The sequence below is a fragment of the Alterluteimonas muca genome (assembly GCF_021191595.1).
GTDB lineage: Bacteria > Pseudomonadota > Gammaproteobacteria > Xanthomonadales > Xanthomonadaceae > Luteimonas > Luteimonas muca.
Map to the genome: position 1 here is coordinate 1 of NZ_JAIWPS010000010.1, position 23,465 is coordinate 23,465.

General features: G+C 69.5%; 23 protein-coding genes. 7 read left to right on the forward strand and 16 right to left on the reverse strand.

All coding sequences use genetic code 11. The features are described from left to right. Window positions 1–498 precede the first annotated feature (498 nt). The 6 genes from azu to LDO11_RS11755 all read left to right on the forward strand — a co-directional run bounded on the left by azu (window position 499) and on the right by LDO11_RS11755 (window position 6,320). Window positions 499–969, forward strand: coding sequence for an azurin (gene azu / locus LDO11_RS11730; RefSeq protein WP_232141716.1), 471 nt, complete (start codon window positions 499–501; stop codon window positions 967–969). A 97-nt stretch (window positions 970–1,066) separates the two neighbouring features. Next, the gene (locus tag LDO11_RS11735; protein WP_232141717.1) at window positions 1,067–1,480 is read left to right on the forward strand and encodes a group III truncated hemoglobin; all 414 of its coding nucleotides are present in this window, start codon (window positions 1,067–1,069) and stop codon (window positions 1,478–1,480) included. 44 nt (window positions 1,481–1,524) lie between these two features. Beyond that, a complete protein-coding gene (gene hemN / locus LDO11_RS11740) occupies window positions 1,525–2,931 on the forward strand; it encodes an oxygen-independent coproporphyrinogen III oxidase (RefSeq protein ID WP_232141718.1) in 1,407 nt (468 codons plus the stop codon). A gap of 19 nt (window positions 2,932–2,950) precedes the next feature. Beyond that, entirely contained in the window at window positions 2,951–3,703 is a 753-nt protein-coding gene (locus tag LDO11_RS11745) for a helix-turn-helix domain-containing protein (protein WP_232141719.1), read from the forward strand. A gap of 167 nt (window positions 3,704–3,870) precedes the next feature. Beyond that, entirely contained in the window at window positions 3,871–5,100 is a 1,230-nt protein-coding gene (locus tag LDO11_RS11750; protein ID WP_232141720.1) for an NnrS family protein, read from the forward strand. 110 nt (window positions 5,101–5,210) lie between these two features. After that, complete coding sequence (locus LDO11_RS11755) at window positions 5,211–6,320, forward strand: PLP-dependent cysteine synthase family protein (protein ID WP_435574641.1); 1,110 nt, start codon at window positions 5,211–5,213, stop codon at window positions 6,318–6,320. 50 nt (window positions 6,321–6,370) lie between these two features. Here the strand turns inward: LDO11_RS11755 and LDO11_RS11760 are convergent, their stop codons facing one another. From LDO11_RS11760 to LDO11_RS11775, 4 genes are all read right to left on the reverse strand, one after another. Then, entirely contained in the window at window positions 6,371–6,931 is a 561-nt protein-coding gene (locus LDO11_RS11760) for a DnrO protein (RefSeq protein ID WP_232141722.1), read from the reverse strand. 10 nt (window positions 6,932–6,941) lie between these two features. Next, entirely contained in the window at window positions 6,942–7,232 is a 291-nt protein-coding gene (locus LDO11_RS11765) for a DUF2249 domain-containing protein (protein ID WP_129136653.1), read from the reverse strand. A 99-nt stretch (window positions 7,233–7,331) separates the two neighbouring features. After that, window positions 7,332–9,404, reverse strand: a complete 2,073-nt coding sequence (locus LDO11_RS11770) for a TonB-dependent copper receptor (protein ID WP_435574642.1) — start codon at window positions 9,402–9,404, stop codon at window positions 7,332–7,334. Between the two features lie 146 nt (window positions 9,405–9,550). After that, window positions 9,551–9,925, reverse strand: coding sequence for a DUF2946 family protein (locus tag LDO11_RS11775; protein WP_232141724.1), 375 nt, complete (start codon window positions 9,923–9,925; stop codon window positions 9,551–9,553). 191 nt (window positions 9,926–10,116) lie between these two features. Here LDO11_RS11775 and nirK point away from each other — a divergent pair, with 191 nt between their 5' ends. Next, a complete protein-coding gene (nirK, locus tag LDO11_RS11780; RefSeq protein WP_232141725.1) occupies window positions 10,117–11,493 on the forward strand; it encodes a copper-containing nitrite reductase in 1,377 nt (458 codons plus the stop codon). Between the two features lie 532 nt (window positions 11,494–12,025). Here nirK and queC read toward each other — a convergent pair. The 12 genes from queC to LDO11_RS11840 all read right to left on the reverse strand — a co-directional run bounded on the left by queC (window position 12,026) and on the right by LDO11_RS11840 (window position 23,448). Then, the gene (queC, locus tag LDO11_RS11785) at window positions 12,026–12,712 is read right to left on the reverse strand and encodes a 7-cyano-7-deazaguanine synthase QueC (protein WP_255683456.1); all 687 of its coding nucleotides are present in this window, start codon (window positions 12,710–12,712) and stop codon (window positions 12,026–12,028) included. Between the two features lie 100 nt (window positions 12,713–12,812). Then, entirely contained in the window at window positions 12,813–13,490 is a 678-nt protein-coding gene (gene queE / locus LDO11_RS11790) for a 7-carboxy-7-deazaguanine synthase QueE (protein ID WP_129136655.1), read from the reverse strand. A gap of 50 nt (window positions 13,491–13,540) precedes the next feature. Continuing rightward, window positions 13,541–14,347, reverse strand: a complete 807-nt coding sequence (gene ybgF / locus LDO11_RS11795) for a tol-pal system protein YbgF (protein WP_232141727.1) — start codon at window positions 14,345–14,347, stop codon at window positions 13,541–13,543. Between the two features lie 5 nt (window positions 14,348–14,352). Continuing rightward, window positions 14,353–14,868, reverse strand: coding sequence for a peptidoglycan-associated lipoprotein Pal (pal, locus tag LDO11_RS11800; protein ID WP_232141728.1), 516 nt, complete (start codon window positions 14,866–14,868; stop codon window positions 14,353–14,355). Between the two features lie 63 nt (window positions 14,869–14,931). Then, window positions 14,932–16,251 carry a Tol-Pal system beta propeller repeat protein TolB gene (gene tolB, locus LDO11_RS11805; RefSeq protein WP_129136658.1) on the reverse strand — a complete coding sequence of 440 codons (1,320 nt, stop codon included), beginning with the start codon at window positions 16,249–16,251 and terminating at the stop codon, window positions 14,932–14,934. A 96-nt stretch (window positions 16,252–16,347) separates the two neighbouring features. After that, entirely contained in the window at window positions 16,348–17,337 is a 990-nt protein-coding gene (locus LDO11_RS11810; RefSeq protein ID WP_232141729.1) for a TonB C-terminal domain-containing protein, read from the reverse strand. Continuing rightward, complete coding sequence (gene tolR, locus LDO11_RS11815) at window positions 17,337–17,771, reverse strand: protein TolR (protein WP_129136660.1); 435 nt, start codon at window positions 17,769–17,771, stop codon at window positions 17,337–17,339. Before tolR ends, LDO11_RS11810 begins: the two co-directional genes overlap by 1 nt. Before the next feature lie 68 nt (window positions 17,772–17,839). Beyond that, entirely contained in the window at window positions 17,840–18,628 is a 789-nt protein-coding gene (tolQ, locus tag LDO11_RS11820; protein ID WP_100321880.1) for a protein TolQ, read from the reverse strand. A gap of 106 nt (window positions 18,629–18,734) precedes the next feature. Then, entirely contained in the window at window positions 18,735–19,151 is a 417-nt protein-coding gene (gene ybgC, locus LDO11_RS11825) for a tol-pal system-associated acyl-CoA thioesterase (RefSeq protein ID WP_100321879.1), read from the reverse strand. Window positions 19,152–19,198: 47 nt separating this feature from the next. Beyond that, a complete protein-coding gene (gene ruvB, locus LDO11_RS11830) occupies window positions 19,199–20,248 on the reverse strand; it encodes a Holliday junction branch migration DNA helicase RuvB (RefSeq protein WP_232141730.1) in 1,050 nt (349 codons plus the stop codon). 54 nt (window positions 20,249–20,302) lie between these two features. Continuing rightward, window positions 20,303–21,355: a DUF418 domain-containing protein gene (locus LDO11_RS15860; RefSeq protein ID WP_232141731.1), complete on the reverse strand. Its 1,053-nt coding sequence runs from the start codon at window positions 21,353–21,355 to the stop codon at window positions 20,303–20,305. 179 nt (window positions 21,356–21,534) lie between these two features. After that, entirely contained in the window at window positions 21,535–23,448 is a 1,914-nt protein-coding gene (locus tag LDO11_RS11840; protein WP_435574636.1) for a potassium transporter Kup, read from the reverse strand. Between the last annotated feature and the right edge of the window lie 17 nt (window positions 23,449–23,465).

Sequence of the window (23,465 nt, forward strand, 5' to 3'; positions counted from 1 at the left end):
TGGTCGAAGATCAAAGTCAAAGACAGGAACCAGCCCTTGGTCGGTGGCATTCGGCTCTCGCGGCAACCGCTCCTGATCTCAGTGCCGAAGTCTGCAGATCGCCAACGGCACGCAAGAGCGGATGCAACCGCTGTCGCTCTCCGTGCCGGAGCCGGCGACTGCCTGAGCCCGTCGCGTGCATCGGGGGGTGTGCTCCCAGCCGGCCATGGATGGCCGGCGGCCGGCCGTGGTAGCTGGACGCGGACTCCGGCCGGGGGAGCACACCCCCCGGTGCGCGCGACGGGCGGCGCGAACCACAACGAAGCAATCTCACGCACGCATGGACACCCGGTAGAACACCTTGGCCCGTCGTCCGGTCGAAACCCTTTCTTAACCATCGCCCACCCGATCCCGGCTGCAGCGCCGCAACCGGCGCACGCCTGACCTGGATCAATTCGCGCCTCCGGCCCCGCGCGCAGACTGTCCCTGTCGAACAACAACGCCCCACTGGAGTAGCTGATGATCCGTTACCTTTCCGCCGCCGGCCTCGCCTGCGCCTTCGGCCTTTCCGCATTTGCCATGCCCGCCCCCGCCGCAGCCTCGGGCTGCAGCACCACCATCGAAGCCAACGACGCGATGCAGTTCTCCACCCGCGCGCTGAGCGTTCCCGCCTCGTGCAAGGAATTCCAGGTCAACCTGAAGCACACCGGGCAGCTGCCGGTGGTGGCGATGGGCCACAACTTCGTGGTCGGCAAGACCGCCGACATCACCGGCATCAACGCCGACGGCATGGCCGCCGGAGCCGCCAACAACTACGTCAAGCCCGGCGACGCGCGCGTCATCGCGGCCAGCACCCTGATCGGCGGTGGCCAGACCACGTCGGTGAAGATCCCCGTCAACCGGCTGCGCGCGGGCGAGGACTACACGTTCGTCTGCACCTTCCCCGGGCATGCGGGCATCATGCGCGGCAAGCTGAGCCTGGCGCAGTAAGCCACGCCTCCACCAATCGCCGGGCTGTACGCCCGGCCAGCGACGGCGGAACCGGCAAGCCCGGTTCCGCCCGTCGTCGTCTTCCAACCGCGGACACATGAACCCCAACAGCCTGCCCACCCGTGACGACCTCGCCCGCCTGGTCGACCGCTTCTACGACACCGTGCGCGCGGATGCGTTGCTGGGCCCGGTGTTCAACGCCGCCATCGACGACTGGGACGCGCACAAGGCCACGCTGGTGGACTTCTGGAGTTCGGTGATCCTCGGCACCGGCAGCTACCGCGGCAACCCGATGGCCGCACACCGGCCGCACCCGATCATCGACGCGCACTTCGGCCACTGGCTGGCGCTGTGGCGGCAGACCACCGCCGAGGTACTGCCCCCGGACCACGCCGCGCTGCTGCAGGACCGCGCCGGGCGCATCGGCACCAGCCTGCGCTACGGGCTCGGCCTCGACCCCGCAAGGCCCCTGCGCCGCAGCAGCATCGACGGCCATCCGCCGCGCGATTGATTCTGGTCAAGGCGCACCGCCACCCGCGGGCCTAGTCTGGCCGCATGCTCGATCCGCCCACATTCGATACCGCCCTGCTGCAGCGCTACGACCGGCCAGGGCCGCGCTACACCTCGTATCCGACCGCGCCGCAGTTCAACACCGGCTTCGGCGAAGCCGAGCTGCGCGAGGCGGTGCTGGCCAGCAACGGCGACCCGATCCCGCGCCGGCTGTCGCTGTACCTGCACGTGCCGTTCTGCATGAGCCCGTGCTTCTACTGCGGCTGCAACCGCATCATCACCCGTGACCTCGCGCGCGGCGAACACTACCTCGTGCGCCTGTACCGCGAGATCGCCGCGATGGCCGCGCTGTTCGACCGCGACCGCGAGGTGATCCAGATCCACTTCGGTGGCGGCACCCCCAACTTCCTGTCACCGGCGCAACTGGCCGAGGTGCTGGACACGCTGCGCCACCAGTTCACGGTGTCGTTGAGCGCGGAACGCGACATCTCGATCGAGCTCGACCCGCGCTTCGTCTCGCCCGCCGACATCGGCCAGCTCGCCGCCGCCGGCTTCAACCGCGCAAGCCTGGGCGTGCAGGATTTCGACGCCGACGTGCAGGCCGCGGTGAACCGCATCCAGTCGGTGGACGAGACGCTGGCGATCATCGATGCCTGCCGCGCGCACGGCTTCCGCTCGGTCAATGTCGACCTGATCTACGGGTTGCCGCGGCAGACGCTCGCCGGCTTTGCACGGACGCTCGAAACGGTGCTGGGCGCACGCCCGGACCGCCTGGCGGTGTACGGCTACGCGCACCTGCCGGAGCTGTTCCGCCCGCAGAAGCAGATCGACGCCAGCGAACTGCCCGATGCCGCCACGCGGCTGGCGCTGCTGCAGCTGGCGATCACCACGCTCACCAGCGCCGGCTATGTCTATGTCGGCATGGACCATTTCGCGCTGCCCGACGACGACCTCGCCACCGCGCAGGCGCGTGGCGGGCTGCACCGCAACTTCATGGGCTACACCACGCATGCCGACACCGACCTGGTCGGCCTGGGCGTGAGCGCGATCAGCCATATCGGCGATACCTTCAGCCAGAACCCGCGCGAGTTGCCCGGCTGGCAGCACGCGCTCGACGAAGGCCGGCTGCCGGTGTTCCGCGGCATGCGCCTGTGCGACGACGACCAGCTGCGCGCGGACCTGATCCAGGCGCTGATGTGCCAGGGCGAGATCCCCATCAGCGCGCTGGAACGGCGCTACGACATCGATTTCGAGCATTATTTCACCGCCGACCTCGCGCGCATGCAGCCGCTGGTCGACGACGGCCTGGTGCGCACCGGACAGGGGCGGATCCGCGCGACCTCGCAGGGACGGCTGCTCCTGCGTAACATTGCGATGTGCTTCGACCACTATCGCCACCAGCCCGCCAGCGCGCCCGACACCCCCGGCCCACGTTTTTCGCGTGCCATCTGAGCATGCGGGAGCGCAAGGCTTGAGTTCGACACCCGCGTTTCCGCGCCAGGACGCCCGCACCATCGCCGACGACGGCGATGCGCTGAACTTCTGCTCGACCTGTGCGTTCTCGCAGGCCTGCATGTCCGAGGGCATGAACAAGGCCGACCTCATGGACCTGCACATGCTGGTCGAGCATGTCGGTCCGCTGCATGCCGGCGCCCACGTGTTCCGCGCCGGCGACGCCTTCGAGGCGATCGCCGCGGTGCGCTCGGGCACGGTCAAGACCTACACCGTGGATCGCGACGGCCACGAGCACGTGCTCGGCTTCTATTTCCCGGGCGAGGTGATCGGTCTGGACGGCATCCACGGCGACCGCTATCCGTGCAACGCGGTCGCGCTGGACACGGTGATGCTGTGCCGGTTCTCGTTTCCGAAGATCTCGGTGCTGGCCACCCAGCTGCCGGGCCTGCAGCAGCACCTGTTCCGCCTGCTCAGCCGCGACATCGGCCGCGCCGCGCTGCTGGCCGGCGACTGGACGGCGGACCAGCGCATGGCCGGCTTCCTGGTCGGGCTGTCGCGCCGGCTGGCCGCGCGCGGCTTCTCGCCGGACCGCTTCCAGCTGACGATGGCGCGCACCGACATCGCCAACTACCTGCGGCTGGCCCCGGAAACCGTGAGCCGGGTGCTGCGACGCTTCCAGGAGGCCGGGCTGGTGCGGCTGGACCGCCGCGAGGTCGAGCTGCTGCGCCGCGACGAACTCGACGCCCTGGCCGAACCGCTGCAGCGCTGACCGGCGCTGCAGCCGCACGTGCCGGAGCCCACCGCCGCGCGCCGGCGCGCGTTCGGAACTGCGCTGGATCGCCGAGGAAGTCGCCGGCATCCCGACGCGCGACGGCACCGCAACCCACCGTGACCTGGATCAAGGCGTCACCACGCGCCAGCGACGATGCTGGACGTATGGATCCCCGACCTGTTCGCGCGTCGCGCGCATCGCCACGCCTGCTGGGCGCCGCGCCGCACCGGCTGATGTTCTTCATCGGCGCCGGCAACCTGCTGCTGGCGATGGCCTGGTGGGCTGCCTGGCTGGCGACAGCACGCTGGCCGGCACTGTCGATGCCACAACCCCAACCGTGGGCGGGCTGGCTGCATGCCTTCGTGATGCAGTACCAGGTGCTGCCGAGCTTCTTCTTCGGCTTCCTGCTCACCACGTTCCCGAAGTGGACCGGCCAGCCCGACTTCGAACGCTGGCGCTATGTGCCGGTCGGGCTGGGGCTGATGGGCGGGCAGCTCGCCACCCTGCTCGGCGCGCTCGGCTGGGAGGTCGGCATCGTGGTCGGCGTGCTGATGAGCGTCGCCGGCTGGATCGCCGGGCTTGCGACGCTGGCACCGCTGCTGTGGCGCGAGCAGGGCATCACCTGGCATGCGCGTTCGTGCTTCGCGGCGTTGCTGCTGGGTCTGGTCGGGCTGGGGGCATGGACCGCGTTCGTGCTGGGCGCACCGCCGTTGTGGGCGTTCGCCAGCATCAAGGTCGGTACGTTCGGCCTGCTGCTGCCGGTCTATGTGAGCGTGGCGCACCGGATGTTCCCGTTCTTCGCCAGCCGCGTGGCGCCGGGCTACCAGCCATGGCGGCCGCTGTGGCTGCTCGCGCTGTTCTGGGTGCTGACCCTCGCGCACCTGCTGCTGGAACTCGCCCACGCCTACGCCTGGCTGTGGCTGGTGGACGTCCCGCTGCTGCTGCTTGCCACCACGATGCTGTGGCGCTGGTGGCCGTACGGCACGGTGCCCGGCCTCCTGCGGGTGCTGTTCGTCGGTCTGGCGTGGCTGCCCATCACCTTCGCGCTGTATGCCGGGCAGAGCCTGGCCTATGCGCTGACAGGTGTCTTCTGGCTCGGGCGCGCGCCGGCGCATGCGTTGTTCATCGGCTTCTTCGGCAGCGTGCTGGTGGCGATGGTCACCCGGGTGACGCAAGGCCATTCCGGCCGACCACTGGCGATGTACGGCGTGGCCTGGTTCGCGTTCGTGGCGATCCAGCTGGTGGCGGTGATGCGGGTGGTGGCCGAACTCGCACCGGATACGCTGGCATGGCAGGTCGCCGCGGCGCTGGGCTGGCTGCTCGCCTTCGCGCCGTGGGTCGCACACATCGGCTGCATCTACCTGAGCCCGCGCGTCGATGGCGGGCCGGGCTGACACCCGGCGGGAGGCCACGATGATCGGATTCCATCCGTATCCGCATTCGCAGCACGCCAATATCGCGCCTGGCCGGTTCGTCCATGTCCGCTGATCACACGCCACGCGGCATGACACACGTCGATGGGCCGCCGCACGGCGCCGACGCACGTGCCTGGATCTCGCATGCGCTGGCACTGTTGCGCCAGGAAGCCGCACGTTCGGCCGATACCCACCTGCTGAAACTCGCCTTCGCGGGTTTCCCGGGGATCGACTTCTACTTCAAGGACGAGGCCGCGCATCCCACCGGCAGCCTCAAGCACCGCCTCGCGCGCTCGCTCTATCTCTATGCGCTGTGCAACGGCCGCCTGCACGCCGGGCAGCCGGTGGTGGACGCATCGTCCGGCAGCACCGCGATCTCCGAGGCCTGGTTCGCGCGCCTGCTGGGCCTGAGCTTCACCGCGGTGATGCCGGCCGGCACCGCGCCGCGCAAGATCGCCGACGTCGAGGCGCTCGGTGCGCACTGCGACCTGGTGGCGGACCCGGCGATGGTGCACGAGCGTGCCGCCCGGCATGCCGCCGCCGGCGCCTGCCACCTCGACCAGTTCGGGCTCGCCGAGCGCGCCACCGACTGGCGTGGCAACAACAACATCGCCGAGTCGATCCTCGGTCAGCTGGCCGGCGAACCGCATCCCGAGCCGGCATGGATCGTCTGTGGCATCGGGACCGGCGGCACCTCCACCACCATCGGCCGCTACCTGCGCTATCGCGGCCTGCGGACGCGGCTGTGCGCAGCCGCGCCCACCGGCAGCGCCTTCGTGCACGGCTGGCACGGCCGCGACCGCACGGCGGTATGCAGCCGTCCGACGGTGATCGAGGGCATCGGCCGCCCGCGGGTCGAGCCGGGGTTCCTGTTCGAGATCGTCGACGAGGTGGTCGAGGTGGCCGACGTCGAGTCGATCGCGGCGATGCAGGTGCTCGAGCGCCACCTCGGGCGTCGCTACGGTGGTTCCTCCGGCACCAACCTGGTGGCCTGCCTGCGGCTGGCTGTGCGGATGCGCGCACGCGGCGAGCGCGGCAGCATCGTCAGCCTGCTCTGCGACCCGGGCGAACGCTACGACGCCACCCTGTCCAACCCGGACTGGCTGCGCCGCAACGGCCTCGAACCCGCAGCGGCTGCCGACGCCCTGCGTGCAACCATCGCCAGCGGCCGGTGGCATCCCTCCGCGGACGAAGGCTGACCGGCAACCGCGCAGCAGCGGCCACCACGTCGCCGGCACCGGGCACGCGCTCAGTGGTGCGGACGCGCCGGGGCGTCGGTGGGAAACGCCGGGTCATCGAACAGGCGCGGATAGTCGGCGATCGCATCGCGCATCGCGGCCAGTGGCGTTTCCATGTCGGCCGGATCGTCGCGCAGCGCCTGGGCGCCGGCCATCATCCGCGCAAGCACGCCGTGCAGGGCGACATCGGGCTCGGGTGGCAGCGCGCAGTGTTCGAACATGTAGGCCACCGCCGCATCGACGCGGGATGCCAGCTGCAATGCGTGCGCGGGGTTGCCGGCCGCATGCGCGCCATGGTGATCCCCGTCGTCCAGCGCGGCATGCAGCCGACGCATGCCGGTCATCAACGGCGCATCCGGCGCCCACTTCGCCGCGTCGGCATCGGGCAGGCCCGTCGGCGCGGCATCGGGGTGCGCATGTGCCTGGTGATCGGCGTGCGCCTGGTGGTGCGCATGCGCACCTGCCGCCGCTGCGGCCGCGTGCCCTTCGTGCGCGTGCCCCGGCGGCGTGGCCTGGGCAAGCCCGGCACACAGCGCCAGCGCCAGCGCCAGCATCGGCAAGGTGGCCTTCATGGTGATGTCCTCAGCTGCAACCGCCGCAGCATTCGCTGCCTTCGCCATGCACCGGCGCGCGCAGCGCGGTGAAATCGATCACCGTCTCGCCCGGCTGGCGCTGCATGTAGTCCACCGACAGCTGGTCGCCGTAGCGCTCGCGCAGCTCGGCCAGCAGCGGCAGCGGATCGTGGTCGTTGATGAAACGCAGCCCTTCGCCCGGCTGCAGGGTGTCGAGCGCGCCGATCAGGGCAGCGTGGCGGAAGCGGCGGTCGACGCCGCGGGCATCGAACGGAAGAACCTGCAGGGACAGAGCGTTCATGGTGCACCTGGGTGTGTGGGTGGACGACTGCAGGATGCCCCCGGCAGCCCGTGCCGTCCTTGACGTGGATCAGCCCGATCGCGGCCACAGCCCCCGGGTTCAGTAGCTGACGGCAAGCCGTGCCCACAGCGTGCGTCCCGGTTCGTTGATCCGCACCGCTTCGGCCGGGTAGCCGAAGTCGGCGTTGCCGGCGAGGTTGAGGTGTTCGCTGTAGGCACGGTCGAACAGGTTGTCGACGCCCGCGCTGACCTGCACCCCGCTGGCGAAGCGGTAGCCGCCATTGAGCGCCAGGGTGGCGAAGCCGGCGCTGGGCCCGATGTCCTGGCCGACCACGTTGCCGTAGCCGCGCGCCACGCGATTCTGGCCGTCGACCACGCGCAGCAGCATCCCCGCCGACCAGCTGCCGTTGTTCCAGTCGGCGCTGAAGCGGCCTTCCAGCGGCGGCATCTGCGGCAGCGGCCGCCCGCTCTCGCGGTCGGTGCCGCGCGCATAGGCCAGACTGCCGCCGAACTTCCAGTCATCGCTGGCCCGGAACTCCACCCCTGCCTCGCCGCCGATCGTGCGCGCATCGATGTTCGTGACCGTCGACGTCGCGCCCATCATTCCGGTGACATAGCGGAACTGGATGAAGTCCTCGACGCGGCCGGCATAGGCCGACACCCAGGCGTCGAAGCGCGTGCCGCGGTACTGCAGGCCGACGTCGAGCTGCGTGGTCCTCTCGATATCGAGGCCGGCGAATGCGTTGGCCGCGCCGGCCGGACCATGGTCTGCGGAGAAGAGTTCCCAGTAATCCGGCATGCGTTGGGTATGGCCGACCCCGGCATACGAGCTGAGCGCCTTGCCGACGTCCTGCTCGAAGCGCACGAAGCCGGCCTTGAGCGTTTCCTCGCGTGACTGGCCCGCGGTGGGATTGGACGCCGCGTGACCGCCATGCCCACCGGACACCGTGGCGCGCGCATCCTCGACGCCCGCGCGATCCAGGCGCGCACCGATGATCCAGCGGTTGTCATCGCCCTGGAACCACGTGCCCTCGGCGAACACGCCACGGTTGTCGAAGCGCGCATCCACCACCCACGGCAGCGCACGGTAGGCAGCCACGCCCATGGCGCTGCGGCGGCGGTGGCGGCTGTCCTGCGCATCGATACCGGCCACCAGCTCGAACGCTGCGCCGCGCCAGGTCGCCGCCGCGCGCCCGCCGCTGGTGCTGCGCTCGACGTTGGACGCCATCGGCATCGGCATCGCGCCGTCGGGGTTGGGATCGCGCAGGCTGTAGTTGTCCATCACGTGGTCGGCCACGTTGTGGAAGAGGCTGGCCTCGAAGGCCTGCATCGCGCCTTCCATGTTGTCCTTCTCGAAGCGCAGGCTGTAGTTCGCGCGGTCGAACCGGCTGCCGTCCATGCCGCGCGTGGCATAGCGCGCCTGGCCATCGCCGATGCCGATGCCCAGTTCGAGCAGCGTGTCCTCGTCAGGCGTCCAGCCCAGCGCGAGGTCTGCGTTCCACTTGTTCCAGGCCGAGCCGACGCGGTCGCCGTTGCCGTCGTCGTAGTCGCCCGATTCCGAGCGGTTGGCGCTGATGCGCGCATAGCCCAGCGGCGCGCCGTAGGTCGCATCCACGACCTGGTCGTTGCGCCCCCAGCTGCCGCCGAGCGCGCTGCCGGCGAGCTTCCAGGTGGGCTCCGGATAGAACTCGCGGTCACGTTCGAAACGCACGGTGCCCGCCGACGCACCCGGCCCCCACAGCACCGTCTGCGGCCCCTTGGTCACCACCAGCGCGTCGTAGGTCTCCGGCGCGATGTAGGACATCGCGTTGTCCATCCGCGACGGACACGCCCCCGGCATCGCGCCATCGTTGGTCAGCAGGTTGAGCCGCGAACCGAACATGCCACGCAGCACCGGATCGCCGTTGCTGCCGCCGTTGCGGATGGCGCTGAAGCCGGGAATGGTCTTGAGGTAGTCGGCGCCATCGCTGGCCGGTACCGGCTGGCGTGGCAGTTTCGGGCTGGTTTCCCAGGTGAGCGCGGAGACCGGTGCCGCGGCGGTGACCACCACCGCGTCGAGATCGATCACGCGCAGCGCGGCGGGCGCTGCAACAGGCGTGGCGTGGTGCGCGTGGCCGGCGTGACCCGACAGGTCGGCGGATGCAGCGCCGGTATCGGATGCATTCGCGGACATCGCGGAGGCCGCCATCGCCGCCGCGATGGCGACGCACAGGCAGGACCGGCGGATCACCGGGCAATACGGGATCGACATGGGAAGCTCCATGGAAACTGGTGTGCTGGATGGCCGCGACGGATGCGCGGCGTGTCGGCAACGCCCGCTCAGGGCGGTCCGCGCGAACCCAGTCCCCACGGATGGCGCCACCGCAGGTCCAACGCACGCGGCGCGGCGGCAGGGCGCCCGATCGCTGGCAATGGCATCGCGTTGAAGGCGATGTCCATCGACGGCGTCAGCGACGACAGCAACGGGCAGTAATCGCAGTCCGGATCACCGAGCGCCGGTCGCGGGCTGTCGGCGTCGCCTGACTGCCAATGCGCACGGTCGGCGTCGCCATGGTGCGCATGCACTGCCTGTTGCTGTGCCATATGCGCCGTCGTTGCCTGTGCAACGCGGTCCAGCGTCGGCACCAGTACCAGCAGCAGCGAGGCCGCGAGACCGAGCCGACCCATCCAGTGCTGGAATGCCCCACGTTTCATGGGGCCGATTGTGGATGCGGCGTTTCCTTACCCTGATGACACAGGTCAAGCCGTGGCGATTCCGTACGCAAAGGTATGTGCTTGATCCAGGTCATGGAGGCAGGCCGGCGCACTTCCTATCGTGGCTGCAACGGCGGAAAGCCCTTCCGCATGTGCTCCCCGGCTTCGCATCAACCGCAAGGAAATACGCCATGAGGAACCTGGTTCTGCTGTTCGCACTCGCCGCCGCCGGCGGCTTCGTCCCGATGGAGGTGGCCGCACAGCAGTCCGCCTCGGTCACCCCGATCGCCGATGTCACTTTCAGCATGCGCACCGAGATCGCCAACGGACAGATGGTCTTCATCGGCAATGCCGGGGCCATCAAGGACGTGGTCAACCCCGACCTGCGCGTTGCCGAAGGCACGGTGGTCGCCATCACCATCACCAACAACGACGGCGCCATGCACGACATCGCGGTGCCGGAGTTCGGCGCGCAGTCCGACCAGGTGGTCGGCGTGGGCGCGGCGACCACGATCGTGTTCCGCGCCACCAAATCGGGCACGTTCGAATACATCTGCACCATTCCGGGCCACAAGCTCGCCGGCATGACCGGCAACCTGATCGTCGGCGACGTCAAGGAAGAGGTGAGCACGGCGATCGACATCGCCAAGAACCCCGCCGAGGTCGGCACGCCCGTCGGCGACCGCGCTCCGCAGCACATCAACTACGACCTGCTGACCACGGAGGTCGAAGGCCGGCTGTCGGATGGCAGCACCTACCGCTACTGGACCTTCGACAACACGGTGCCGGGCCCGATGCTGCGCATCCGCCAGGGCGACACGGTGACCATCAACCTCAAGAACGCCGAAGACAGCATCAACATCCATTCGGTCGACTTCCACTCGGTCACCGGCCCCGGCGGCGGCGCCGCGGTGACGCAGGTGCGCCCCGGCGAGACCAAGAGCTTCACCTTCAAGGCGCTGCACCCGGGCCTGTACGTCTACCACTGCGCGACGCCGATGATCGCCCACCACATCTCCAACGGCATGTACGGAATGATCCTGGTCGAACCCGAGGGCGGCCTGCCGGCGGTGGACAAGGAGTACTACGTCATGCAGGGCGAGCTCTACACGGCGCAGAAGCACGGCTCACGCGGGCTGCAGGAGTTCTCGGTCGACAAGCTGCTCGACGAGAAGCCCGAGCACCTGATGTTCAACGGTTCGATGGACGCGCTCACCAAGACCTTCGACATGACGGCCAACGTGGGTGAGGAAGTGCGCATCTTCTTCGGCGTCGGCGGCCCGAACATGACCTCGAGCTTCCACCTGATCGGCGAGGTGTTCGACCGGGTCTACAACCTGGCCTCGTTCACCAGCCCGCCGCTGACAGACGTGCAGACCACGCTGGTGCCGCCGGGTGGCGCGACGATGGTCGAGTTCAAGGTCGACTATCCCGGCAAGTACATCCTCGTCGACCACGCACTGTCGCGCGCCGAGAAGGGCCTGACCGGCATCCTCACCGTCCACGGCGATGCCGATGCGACGATCTTCCACTCCAGCGAAGCGATCGACGCGGCCTCGGGGCACTGAGGATCCCCTGGCGGCATGTGGTACCGGAGGCGCCTGCGGGCGCCTTCGGCATTTCGGTACTCCCGCACACTCCAGCGACTGGGCGTCAGCCGCATTCCTGTCTTGAAAGGGCTGCTCCGTTGTGATCCGCGCCGCCCGGCGCGCACGCCGGGGAGCGTGCTCCCCCGGCCGGAGTCCGCGTCCGGCTACCACGGCCGGCCGCCGGCCATCCATGGCCGGCTGTCCGCACACCCCCCGGCGTACGCGCCGGGCTCAGGCATCCGTCGGCTCCGCACCGGGATCAGAACCGGCTCCCGGCAGACTCGCGTGCGACCGACCAGCGCCATTCGTTGTTGACTTGCGACCCGACGGGACGAGAGTGGGTGCCCACCGTGGACGCAGGGGGATGTCCAGAGCCGGCCATGGATGGCCGGCGGCCGGATGTGGGAGCAGGACGCGGAGATATCCGGCTGGGCATCCCCCTGTGGCCGCGGTGGGCCGCCCAGGTCCCACCGGGGGCAGGCCCGGACCTGGGGATGCCGTCGCCTTTGTGTCAGGCGTAACGTGTCGGGTCGGCAATACCTGCGCCCGCAAACCCGTCCGCACGCAATCGGCAGGCATCGCAGTCGCCACAGGCGCGGCCCTGCGCATCGGCGCGATAGCACGACACCGTGGCGGCGAAGTCCACGCCCAGGCGCATGCCTTCGGCAGCGATCTGAGCCTTGCTCATGTCGAGCAGCGGCGCATGGATGCGGATTCCCGCGCCTTCCACCCCGGCACGGGTGGCGAGGTTGGCCAACCGCTCGAAGGCCTCGATGAACTCCGGCCGGCAGTCCGGATAGCCGGAATAGTCCACCGCATTGACGCCACAGTAGATGTCGGCCGCGCCCAGCACCTCGGCCCAGCCCAGTGCGATCGACAGCATGATCGTGTTGCGCGCCGGCACATAGGTCACCGGGATGCCGTCGCTGCCGCCGCCCGTGGGCACGTCGATGTCATCGGTCAGCGCCGAGCCGCCGATGCTGCGCAGGTCGACGGCGACCACCTTGTACTCGACGGCGCCGGCGGCCATGCGCGCTGCGGCTTCCAGCTCGGAAGTGTGCCGCTGCCCATAGGCGACGCTGAGCGCGTGCACGGCGTGGCCGCGCTCGCGGGCGATGGCGAGGACGACGGCTGAATCCATCCCACCGGAGACGAGGACGACGGCTTTCTTCATGGCGTGCTTCACGGCTGGTGACAGGGCATTCGTAATCGGGCGAGCCCGCTGACGTGACCGGACCGAACCTTCCGCTGCGCAGCGGTCGGGTCACCGGGGCCACCGGTCGGGGTGACCCGGCCGGCTACCGTCCGGGTTCGTCGTTCCACAGCAGCTTGTGCAGCTGCAGCTGGAAACGCACCGGCAGGCGGTCGGCGACGATCCAGTCGGCCAGCGCGCGCGGATCGACCTCGCTCTTGCTGGGCGAGAACCACACCTCGCAGCGCGCGGCCAGCGCATGTTCGTTGACCACCCCGCGCGCCCACTCGTAGTCCGCACGCGAGCAGATCACGAACTTCACCTGGTCATGCGGCGTCAGCAGCGCGATGTTGGCCCAGTGGTTGCGGTGCACCTCGGCCGAGCCCGGCGTCTTGATGTCGAGCACGCGCGACACGCGTGGATCGACCTCGCCGATGTCGAGCGCGCCTGACGTTTCCAGCGACACCGCGTAGCCGGCATCGCACAGCCGACGCAGCAGGCCGATGCAGCGCTTCTGCGCCAGCGGCTCGCCGCCGGTCACGCAGACATGGCGCACGCCATGCGAGGCGACCTCGGCGAGGATCGCATCGACATCGCGCCATTCGCCGCCGTGGAAGGCGTAGGCGGTATCGCAGTACTGGCAACGCAACGGGCAGCCGGTCAGGCGCACGAACACCGTCGGCCAGCCGGCATCGCGGGCCTCGCCCTGCAACGACAGGAAGATTTCGGTGATGCGCAGCCGGTCGGCCACCGGCGCGGCGGCTTCGGAAGCGGCAGGAATCATGGGCGGCATTGTAGCCGCGGTGCGTGCGCCGGGCCTGAAGCCCGGCTGCGTCAGCGCAAACGGCTGAGCTGGATCGCGCGCAGGCGGTCGTCGGCGGTCCGCGCGGCGTCGGTGCCCGGGTAGCGCTTGCCGACATCGGCCAGGGTGGCCTCGGCGGCGTCCAGATCGCGCAGGCCGTACTGCGACAGCCCGAGCTTCAACAGCGCACCGGGTGCCTTGTCGCTGTCCGGGAAGCGGCCGATCAGTGCCTGGAACTGCTGCTGGGCCAATTCGTAGTTCTGTGTGGCGTAGTAGCTCTCGCCCAGCCAGTAGAGCGCGTTCGCGGCGTAGGCGCCGTCCGGGTACTGAGCGAGGAAATCCTGGAACAGGTTGGCAGCATCGGCATAACGGCCGCCGCGCAGCGCTTCGAAGGCGCTTTCGTAGGCGGCACGCTCATCGGCCGGAGCCGCAGCGCGCGCGGCAGGCGCATTGCGCGGCGGTGGTGCCGGCAACACGCCGCCGGCATTGCCGGCGGGCGCGCTGTTGGATGCCTGCGGCGGATCGGGCAGCGTCGCCCCCGCGCCACCAGCCCCACTCTCGAGGCGGTTGAGCCGCCCGTCGATGTCGAGGTACTGCGCACGCGAAGTCGAACGCAGCTGCTCGTTCTGCTGCTGCAGTTCCTCGAGCTGCGAACGCAGGGCCTGCACCTCGCCACGCAACTGCGTGAGCTGGTTGAGCAGGTCCATGTTGCCCTGGTTGGCGGCCGCCTGCTGTTCGAGCGAGGCGACGCGATCGGCCAGGCTCGCGCGCTGGCCGTACGCGGGCGCGGCCGCCACAAGGGCGGCCGCGACCAGGGTGGAAACGATCAGTCCACGCATGCCGATCAACGGGCGGTGTAGACGATCTCGACGCGACGGTTACGGGCCCAGCAGTCCTCGCTGGTCTCGGTGCAGACCGGCCGCTCTTCGCCGTAGCTCACGACGGTCAGCTGGGTGCCCGAGCCACCCTGGGCCTGCAGGGCCGAGGACACGGCGTTGCCGCGGCGCTCGCCCAGGCCGAGGTTGTACTCGCGGCTGCCGCGCTCGTCGGCATTGCCTTCCAGGGTGATGCGGGCCGACTGGCGGTCACGCAGGTACTTGGCATGGCAGGCCATGGCCGCCTGGAACTCGGGACGCAGGGATTCCTGGTCGAAATCGAAGTAGACCACGCGCTGGCGCAGGCAGGCATCGGTATCCAGGTCTTGCGGGCCATAAGCGCCGCCGGTGCCCTGCTGGGGCTGGGTCACGGTGCTGGCGGTGCCGGGCGTGGTGGTCTGCGGCTCTTCCTTGACGCGCTTGGAGCAGCCGACAACGGCAACGCACAATGCAGCGGCGAGCAGGACTCGGGTGGTGATGTTCATCTCGTCGTTCCCTAGGTGGTGGTTCAGGCGGTTCAGATTGATTGAGTGGATGTGCAGGCCGCGTCAGCGCTGTTCGCGGTAAGGTCCCCAGGCGGGTTCGCGGACGTCACCATCCGCGAGGACCAGCCGCTGACGGACCCGTCCATCTGCCGAAACCGCATACAGCACGCCCCGCCGCCCCTCGCGCGCCGCATAGAGAACCATGCTGGCATTCGGAGCAAAACTGGGCGATTCGTCGAGCGACCCCGGTGACAGCGTGGACCAGCGAGGACTCCCCAGGCTGCGATCCAGCACGGCGATACGGTACACGTTACCTGAACCCTGCGCCACGGCGATTTTCTGCCCGTCGAACGACACGCTCGGGTCCGCGTTGTAGCTGCCCTGGAACGTCACGCGCGTCGCGCTGCCACCGCTTGCTGGTACCTGGTAGACCTGCGGCCGGCCACCGCGGTCGGAGGTGAAATAGATGCTGCTGCCGTCATGGCTCCAGGCCGGCGAGGTGTCGATGCCGAAGTGGTTGGTGAGCTGGGTCAGCGCCTTCGAACCGAGATCCATGACGTAGATCTCGGGGTTGCCGCTGCGCGACAGGGTCAGCGCCAGGCGGCGGCCATCGGGCGAGAACGCCGGCCCCGAATTGATGCCGCGGAAGCTCGAGACCAGCTCGCGGGCGCCGGTGTTGATGTCCTGGATGTAGATCGAGGAGTTGCGGCGCTCGAAGCTCACATAGGCCAGCTTGCTGCCATCCGGGCTCCACGACGGCGACAGCAGCGGCTCGTTGGAGCGCACCACGGTCTGCGGGTTGTGGCCGTCGGAATCGGCAACGATCAGCGCGTAGCGGGCGTTCTCGCCGACGCCGGTCTGGGTGACGTAGGCGATGCGGGTCCAGAACGCGCCACGCACGCCGAGGATCTTCTCGTACACGGCATCGGCGATCTGGTGGGCAACGTCGCGCATCGAACCGGAGCGGGCGGTCATCGCCATGCCGATCAGGCGCTCCTGCCTGGCGACGTCGAACAGCTCGTACTCGACCCGGTAGGCACCGGCGCCGGCATCGAGCACCCGGCCGATCACCAGGAAGTCCTGCCGCAGCACGCGCCAGGTCGGGTACTGCACCTCGCTGCCGCGGGTCGGGCGTTCGACGATGTCGCGCTCGGGCAGCGTGCGGAACTGGCCGGAGCGGTCGAGGTCGGCGCGGATCACCGCGGCGATGTCGGTATCCGGCGCGCTGCCGGAGCCCTGGTAGGGCATCGGCACGACGGCGATCGGCAGCGCAGAGGCATGACCGCCGACGATGTCGATCTCCAGGCCCTGCTGTTGCGCGGCGGCAAGCGATGGCAACAGCAGCGCGAGCAGGAGGAGCAGGCAACGGGTCATCGGTTTCATCGGGGCACCTGGTCTTGAAGGGAAGGCATCGCGTCCGCGTTCACGGAAACGCTCGACAGCTTGGACGGCGTGACCGCAGCGCCCGGTGAACGGGCGTCATCGATCCTGCGCGGTGAAGTTGAGGTTGAGCCGGCGGTTGAACACGTCCTCGAATCCCGCGTACGGCAACGGCGCGGCACGCCGCACCGCGGCCTCCACCGAGCGCCGGCCCAGCGCGTCGTACGGACAGCCGGCATCGAATTCCACGTTGATCACCTCGCCACCCGGCAACTGGGTGATGTAGATGCGGCAGCGCTGGCCGATCGGCACGTTGTCGGGCCGGGTCCACTGTCGCGCGATTGCTTCCTGGAGGGCGGCGGCGTACTTCGCGGCAAGGTCACTGCTGCCATCCGGGCGGCCCGGCGGCGGGCTTGCCGCGGGGGCCGACGCCGCGGCCTGCTCGGCGGCCTGGCGCGCGCGGGCATCGGCGATCTGCTTCAGGCGCTGCTCGGCCTGTTCGGCCTCGCGGCGGATCCGCTCGCGCTCGGCCTGCAGCTTGCGCAGTTCCTCCTGCCGCTGTTGCTGGGCCAGCCGCCGGCGCTGCTCGGCCTCCTCCTGGCGCTTGCGCTCGGTGAGGTCGATCTGCTCCTGGCGGCGGCGCTCGTCCTGCTCGCGCTGCGCGCGCAGCTCGGATTCGGACTCGCGACGCGCGGCGTCCTGGTCGACCGTGTCCGGCTCCGGCAGGCGCTCCTGCGGCGTCGGCTGCGGCGCCACTTCGGCATCCTCGGGCACCGGCGCCGGCAATGGCTGCGGCGGCGGAGCGGCCTCATCCTCCACGGGCTCGGGTTCCGGCAGCGGTTCCGGCCCGGCGTCGGGTTGCGGCGGCGGGGGATCCGGCAGTGGCTCGGGTTCGGCTGCCAGCGCACGGCGTTGCGCGGCGCTCAGCGCATCGGGGTCGATGATGTCGGCGGTCACCGGTGAACCGAACGCCGGCTCGGCCCGGCGCTGGGTCCAGTCGAGGCCGAATACCAGCAGCAGGGCCAGCAGGACATGCAGGCCCAGCGCGAGAGCGACCGCCTGGACCGTATCGGCGCGCTGCTGCCGCATCAGCCCCCCGACTCGAGCGGGCGGCTGAGCAGGCTGACCTTGGTCACCCCGGCCTCGTTGATGGCGCTGATCGCATCCATGATCAGCTGATAGCTGGCAGCGCCGTCACCGCGAACGAGGATGGTGGCCTCGGGGTTCTGCGAATGGATCGCGCGCAACCGGGCCATCAGGTCGTCGCGGGTGAGTTCCTGGTTCTGCTGCTCGACCATCAGTGCCAGGCGGCCGTCGGGATACACGCTCACCACCACCGGATCCTTCGGCGCACCCAGCGAGCGCGCACTGGAGTCGGGCAGGTTGACGTCGGTGCCGAGGTTCAACAGCGGCGTGGTGACCATGAAGATGATCAGCAGCACCAGCATCACGTCGATATATGGGACGACGTTGATTTCGTTCTTGAGTTTGCGGCGCTTGTGGCGGCGCATGGTCACGGACATGGGGGTGGTCCTCGCAATCGGGTCGGATCAGCGCGCCGGCAGCCAACGTGCCTGCGGCGCGCGCGGGGTCATGCCTCGCTCGACTGCCGCTCGAGGATCGACGAGAACTCTTCGGAGAACGCCTCGTACCGGCTGGCGATGCGCTCGACCCGGGTGGCGAAGCGGTTGTAGGCCCACACCGCCGGGATCGCGGCGAACAGGCCCATCGCGGTGGCGATCAACGCCTCGGAGATACCCGGCGCCACGGTGGCGATGGTGGCCTCGCGCACGTTGGCCAGGCCATGGAACGAGATCATGATTCCCCACACGGTGCCGAGCAGGCCGACGTAGGGCGCGATCGAGCCGACGTTGGCGAGGAACTCGAGGTTCTGCTCGAGCCCGTCGATCTCGCGCGAGCCGGCCACGCGCATGCCGCGCTGGGCGGCCTCGAGACGGGAGCGGCTGTCGACGCTGCGCCGCGGCCGCGCGTACTCGCGGAAACCGGATTCGAAGATCGCCTCGAGCCCTTCGATCTCGCGGTTGCGCTCGGTGGCGGCGGCATGCAGCTTGGTGAGCTCGGCGCCGGACCAGAACTTCTCCTCGAAGCGGTCGGCTTCCCTGGTGGCACGGTCGAGCAGGCGCTTCTTGCGGAAGATGATCACCCACGAGGCGATCGACGCGAACAGCAGCAGCAGCATGACCAGCTGCACCGGAATCGAGGCATGGAGGATGAGGCTCCAGACGTCGAGGTCGGTGGGCAGCGTGCCTGCGGCCGCGGCGGCATCGGCGCCCGCGGGCAATGCCTCGGCGGTGGCGGCCGCGTCCTCGGCCAGCGGCTCGACCTGGGTGGCCTGCAGCAACATCGTCAGTGGGGTCATGCATCCGCTCCGGTTTGATCGCTCCGACACGCGGCGGCGCCGCGCATCCATGTCTTTCGGCCGTGCCGCGTCCAACGGCGGGGCCATGCTCACTTTCCGCCGGCGGTCATCCCTGGTCCGGCTGCGCTTCCAGCGCTTTCAGCTCCGCGTACAGCGGCTGCGGGATGGCACGCGGGCGGAAACCCGCCGCGTCCAGTGCCGCCACCCGCACCTCGGCATCGAGCAGCAACTCGCCGCCGCGGTGGATCGACTGCGCGATGACCAGGCTCGCGCGCCGGCATGCCGACAACGCCACCGACACCTGCAGCGCATCGTCCAGCCGTGCCGGCGCGCGGAAGTCGATCCGCATCGCCCGCACCGCGAACACCAGGTCGTGCCGGGTGCGCAGCACGTCCTGTCCGTGCCCCAGCGCGCGCATCCATTCGCTGCGCGCGCGTTCGAGGAACGCGACGTACTGCGCGTGGTAGACCACGCCACCGGCGTCGGTATCTTCCCAGTAAACGCGGACGGGATGGCTGAACATTGCTTGAAACTACCGTGGCTGCGCCGCACGCGGCGTGGAGGCCCGCGTCACGGCTCGAAAGGGTCGGCCGCCGGCACGTCGGCGAACAGGTCGGGGCGCGCGCGCACCGGCAGCCCGAGGTGCCTGTAGGCCTTCTGGCTGGCCATGCGCCCGCGCGCGGTACGCACCAGGTAGCCCTGCTGGATCAGGTAGGGCTCGATGACGTCCTCCAGCGTGCCGCGCTCTTCCGACAGCGCCGCAGCGAGTGACTCCACCCCCACCGGGCCGCCGTCGAAGTTCTCGATGATCAGCCGCAGCAGCCGGCGGTCGAGGTCGTCGAAACCTTCCGGATCGACTTTCAGCATGTCCATCGCCGCACGCGCGACGTCGCGCTGGATGTGGCCGTCGGCGCGCACCTGGGCGTAGTCGCGCACCCGCCGCAGCAGCCGGTTGGCGATGCGCGGGGTGCCACGTGCGCGGCGCGCGATCTCGGCGGCACCCTCGCCTTCGCAGGCGATGCCGAGGATCGTCGCCGAACGCCGCACGATGCGGGTCAGCTCCTCGGCGCTGTAGAACTCCAGCCGCTGCACGATGCCGAAGCGGTCGCGCAGGGGCGCGGTCAGCAGGCCGGCGCGGGTGGTGGCGCCGATCAGGGTGAACGGTGGCAGGTCGAGCTTGATCGAGCGCGCCGCGGGGCCCTCGCCGATCATGATGTCGATCTGGAAGTCCTCCATCGCCGGATAGAGCACTTCCTCCACCACCGGCGACAACCGGTGGATCTCGTCGATGAAGAGCACATCGTGCGGCTGCAGGTTGGTCAGCAGCGCCGCGAGGTCGCCGGCCTTCTCGATCACCGGGCCCGAGGTCACCCGCAGGTTGACCCCGAGCTCGTTGGCGATGACGTGGCTGAGCGTGGTCTTGCCCAGGCCGGGTGGGCCGAAGATCAGCACGTGGTCGAGCGCTTCGCCGCGCCGCTTCGCCGCTTCGACATAGATGCCCAGCTGCTCGCGCACCGGCTGCTGGCCGAGGTAGTCGGCGAGGCGTTGGGGGCGGATGCTGGCCTCGACCGCGTCGTCCTCGCGGGTGGCGCCGGCAGCGATGATGCGGTCGTCGATCATCGCGCTATGGTCGCACGGCGCCGATGCCCATCGCACCTTCGCATGCGCCGGTGGCTAGCGTTGCGCGAGCCGGCGATGGGAGGACGCCCACAGCGCTTCCAGCGGCCCGCGACGGAATACGCGCAGCCACAGGTGCGCGGCCAGGATGACGACCGGGCACAGGGCGAAGTACAGCAGCACGGTGGCCGGCAGGCGCTGCGCTTCCCCGATCCGGCCGGCCAGGTCGAAGCCCCACCCGTAGCAGATCGCCGAGGCGAGGATGTTCTGCAGCACGTAGCAGCTCAGGGCCGTGCGGCCGACCTCCGACAGCCGCTGGCCCAGCCAGCCGGGCGCGGGGCGGGCCTGGTAGAACTCCGCGACCAGCCCGAGCACCCCGAGCGCCGCGGTGCCCCAGCGCGTGTAGAACCACCACGGCATCCCGGCATACACCGCGATGGCCATGTCGAGCGGCCACGCCAGCAGGCCGATCAGCATCAACCGCCGCCGCAGCGCAGCACCCGCGGCCTCGAAGACACCCGCGCGATACAGCCTGGCCCCGAGCAGGAACAGCGCGACCGTCATCGGCAGGATCAGCACCGGCTCCACGATGCGGAACACCGCAAGGTTCCCGATGCGGAAGCGCACCAGATCCCACCAGCTGCCGTCGCGATACGGATTCCAGTCGAGGGATGACGCGTACGCAGCGGCGTCGGCGTGCACCGGGGGCGGCAGCGACATCACCGCGAGCGCCAGCAGCGTGAGCAGGACGAAGTGGACGGCGGCCAGTCCCAGCAGCCAGCGCCACTGCGCCCGCTCGCTGCTGCACAGCAACCATGCCACCAGTGCGCCGCTGACGGCGTAGCCCATCAGCACGTCGAACTCGATCACCAGCACGTAGTTCAGCACGCCATCGAGAAACAGCAGCGCCGCCCGCCAGTGGTAGCCGCCCGGCCACGTGCGCCCTGCCATGGTCGCGGCGCGCTGCTGGATCGCCAGGCCCACGCCGAACATGATCGACAGCAGGCCGAGGAACTTGCCGGTGGACAGCTGCCGCAACACCACTTCGAGCAGATCGGAGGGCGGCGGCCCGTCGATTTCGCCGAGCAGGCCGGCCGGATGGGTGAACACCCAGACATTGGTGGCGAGCGTGCCGAGGATGGCGAATGCCGCGCAGCACGTCGAGAGCCGGTAGACGGGCGTTGGCAGCGCTCATGGCGTTCCCTGGCTGCCGGCACCCGATCGGCCGCGGAAGACACGATAAACGCAAACCGCGACGCGATGGACCGCGTGCGCGGCAGGCACGCCGGTCAGATCTCGACGCGCGTACCCAGCTCGACCAGGCGGTTGCCGGGGATGCGGAAGAAGCCCGAGGCCGGTGCCGCGTTGCGATGCATCAGCGCGAACAGCTGCTCGCGCCACAGCGCCATGCCGCGACGCGCGCTGGCCACGACCGTTTCGCGGCTGGTGAAATAGGTGGTTTCCATCGGATCCACGCACAGGTCCGGGTCGACATCGCTGCAGCGCATCAGCGCCAGCGGCACGTCGGGGATCTCCATGAAGCCGAATTTCACCTGCACGCGATGGAAGCCGTCGCCGATCGCGCTGACCTTCAGGCGGTCGCGCGCATACGGCACGGTCAGCGTTTCCACGGTCAGGAATACGTTGCGCTCGTGCAGCACCTTGTTGTGCTTGAGGTTGTGCAGCAGCGCCTGCGGCACGATGGTCAGGTCACTGGTCAGGAACACCGCCGTGCCCGGCACCCGCAGCGGCGGCGCCAGCATCAGCCCGGGGATGAAGGTATCGGGGCGGATGCCCTGGCTGCGCACGTCCTCGTGCAGCAGCTGGCGGCCGCGGCGCCAGGTGCGCAGCAGGGTGAACAGCACCACGCCCAGCACCAGCGGGAACCAGCCGCCCTGCAGGACCTTGGCGAGGTTGGCGGTGACGAAGGCGACATCCACCACCAGGAACACCACGCACAGCGGCAGCACCCAGCGCCGCCACTGCGGCCACAGCGCGCGCGCGACCACGGCCAGCAGCAGGGTGTCGATCAGCATGGTCAACGACACCGACACGCCGTAGGCGGTGGCCAGTGCCGACGAGGAGCGGAAACCCAGCACCAGCGCGATGACGATCACCATCATCATCCAGTTGATCGCGGGGATGTAGATCTGGCCGATGGTCTCGCTGGAGGTGTGGCGCACCTTCATCCGCGGGATGTAGCCCAGCTGCATGGCCTGGCGTGCGATCGAGAAGCCGCCGGTGATCACCGCCTGCGAGGCGATCACCGTGGCCAGGGTGGCGAGGACGATCATCGGCACCCGCCCCCAGTCGGGCACCCCGAAGTAGAACGGGTTGCGGATCGCCGCCGGGTTCTCCAGCACCAGCGCGCCCTGGCCGAGATAGTTGATCATCAGCGCCGGCAGCACGAACCAGTACCAGGCCAGGCGGATCGGCCGCGGCCCGAAGTGCCCCATGTCGGTGTAGATCGCCTCGCCACCGGTGACCGCCAGGATCACCGCGCCGAGGATGAAGACGCCACCGACACTGTGTTCCTGGAAGAACAGCAGGGCCCACCAGGGGTTCAATGCGTGCAGCACCTCGGGCTCGTGGGCGATGTTGGCGATGCCCATGACCGCGAGCACCACGAACCACAGCACCATCACCGGTCCGAACACGCGCCCGACCTTCGCGGTGCCGTAGCGCTGGGTGGCGAACAGCGTGACCAGCACCACCAGTGCAATCGGCACCACCCAGTCATGTAGCTGCGGGGCGACGATCTCCAACCCCTCCACCGCCGACAGTACCGAGATCGCCGGGGTGATCACGCCGTCGCCGAAGAACAGCGATGCGCCGAGGATGCCCAGCAGGCCCAGCACGTAGGCCGACCTGGACCCCGCCGGCAGCCGGCGCTGCGCCAGCGACATCAGCGCGATGATGCCGCCCTCGCCGTCGTTGTCGGCGCGCATGATGATGGTCACGTACTTCAGCGTGACCACCAGCATCAGCGACCAGAAGATCATCGACAGCACGCCGAGCACGGTGTCGTGGTCGGCGACGAGGCCGTAGTGCGGCGCGAACGCCTCGCGGATGGTGTAGAGCGGGCTGGTGCCGATATCGCCGAAGACGACACCGATCGCGCCCATCACCAGCGTGGCGAGTGCCGCCTTGCCGTGGGGAGCATCGTGGCGGGGATGGGCGCCCGCAGGCGTGGAACGTGTCATTTCCGGACGGGATGCCG

Excerpts from the sequence above, each read along its gene's own strand:
- azu (WP_232141716.1), top strand. The coding sequence starts at position 499 with ATGATCCGTTACCTTTCCGCCGCCGGCCTCGCCTGCGCCTTCGGCCTT.
- LDO11_RS11735 (WP_232141717.1), top strand. The coding sequence starts at position 1,067 with ATGAACCCCAACAGCCTGCCCACCCGTGACGACCTCGCCCGCCTGGTC.
- hemN (WP_232141718.1), top strand. The coding sequence starts at position 1,525 with ATGCTCGATCCGCCCACATTCGATACCGCCCTGCTGCAGCGCTACGAC.
- LDO11_RS11750 (WP_232141720.1), top strand. The coding sequence starts at position 3,871 with ATGGATCCCCGACCTGTTCGCGCGTCGCGCGCATCGCCACGCCTGCTG.
- LDO11_RS11755 (WP_435574641.1), top strand. The coding sequence starts at position 5,211 with ATGACACACGTCGATGGGCCGCCGCACGGCGCCGACGCACGTGCCTGG.
- LDO11_RS11760 (WP_232141722.1), bottom strand. The coding sequence starts at position 6,931 with ATGAAGGCCACCTTGCCGATGCTGGCGCTGGCGCTGGCGCTGTGTGCC.
- LDO11_RS11765 (WP_129136653.1), bottom strand. The coding sequence starts at position 7,232 with ATGAACGCTCTGTCCCTGCAGGTTCTTCCGTTCGATGCCCGCGGCGTC.
- LDO11_RS11770 (WP_435574642.1), bottom strand. The coding sequence starts at position 9,404 with ATGTCCGCGAATGCATCCGATACCGGCGCTGCATCCGCCGACCTGTCG.
- LDO11_RS11775 (WP_232141724.1), bottom strand. The coding sequence starts at position 9,925 with ATGAAACGTGGGGCATTCCAGCACTGGATGGGTCGGCTCGGTCTCGCG.
- nirK (WP_232141725.1), top strand. The coding sequence starts at position 10,117 with ATGAGGAACCTGGTTCTGCTGTTCGCACTCGCCGCCGCCGGCGGCTTC.
- queE (WP_129136655.1), bottom strand. The coding sequence starts at position 13,490 with ATGATTCCTGCCGCTTCCGAAGCCGCCGCGCCGGTGGCCGACCGGCTG.
- ybgF (WP_232141727.1), bottom strand. The coding sequence starts at position 14,347 with ATGCGTGGACTGATCGTTTCCACCCTGGTCGCGGCCGCCCTTGTGGCG.
- pal (WP_232141728.1), bottom strand. The coding sequence starts at position 14,868 with ATGAACATCACCACCCGAGTCCTGCTCGCCGCTGCATTGTGCGTTGCC.
- tolB (WP_129136658.1), bottom strand. The coding sequence starts at position 16,251 with ATGAAACCGATGACCCGTTGCCTGCTCCTCCTGCTCGCGCTGCTGTTG.
- LDO11_RS11810 (WP_232141729.1), bottom strand. The coding sequence starts at position 17,337 with ATGCGGCAGCAGCGCGCCGATACGGTCCAGGCGGTCGCTCTCGCGCTG.
- tolR (WP_129136660.1), bottom strand. The coding sequence starts at position 17,771 with ATGTCCGTGACCATGCGCCGCCACAAGCGCCGCAAACTCAAGAACGAA.
- tolQ (WP_100321880.1), bottom strand. The coding sequence starts at position 18,628 with ATGACCCCACTGACGATGTTGCTGCAGGCCACCCAGGTCGAGCCGCTG.
- ybgC (WP_100321879.1), bottom strand. The coding sequence starts at position 19,151 with ATGTTCAGCCATCCCGTCCGCGTTTACTGGGAAGATACCGACGCCGGT.
- ruvB (WP_232141730.1), bottom strand. The coding sequence starts at position 20,248 with ATGATCGACGACCGCATCATCGCTGCCGGCGCCACCCGCGAGGACGAC.
- LDO11_RS11840 (WP_435574636.1), bottom strand. The coding sequence starts at position 23,448 with ATGACACGTTCCACGCCTGCGGGCGCCCATCCCCGCCACGATGCTCCC.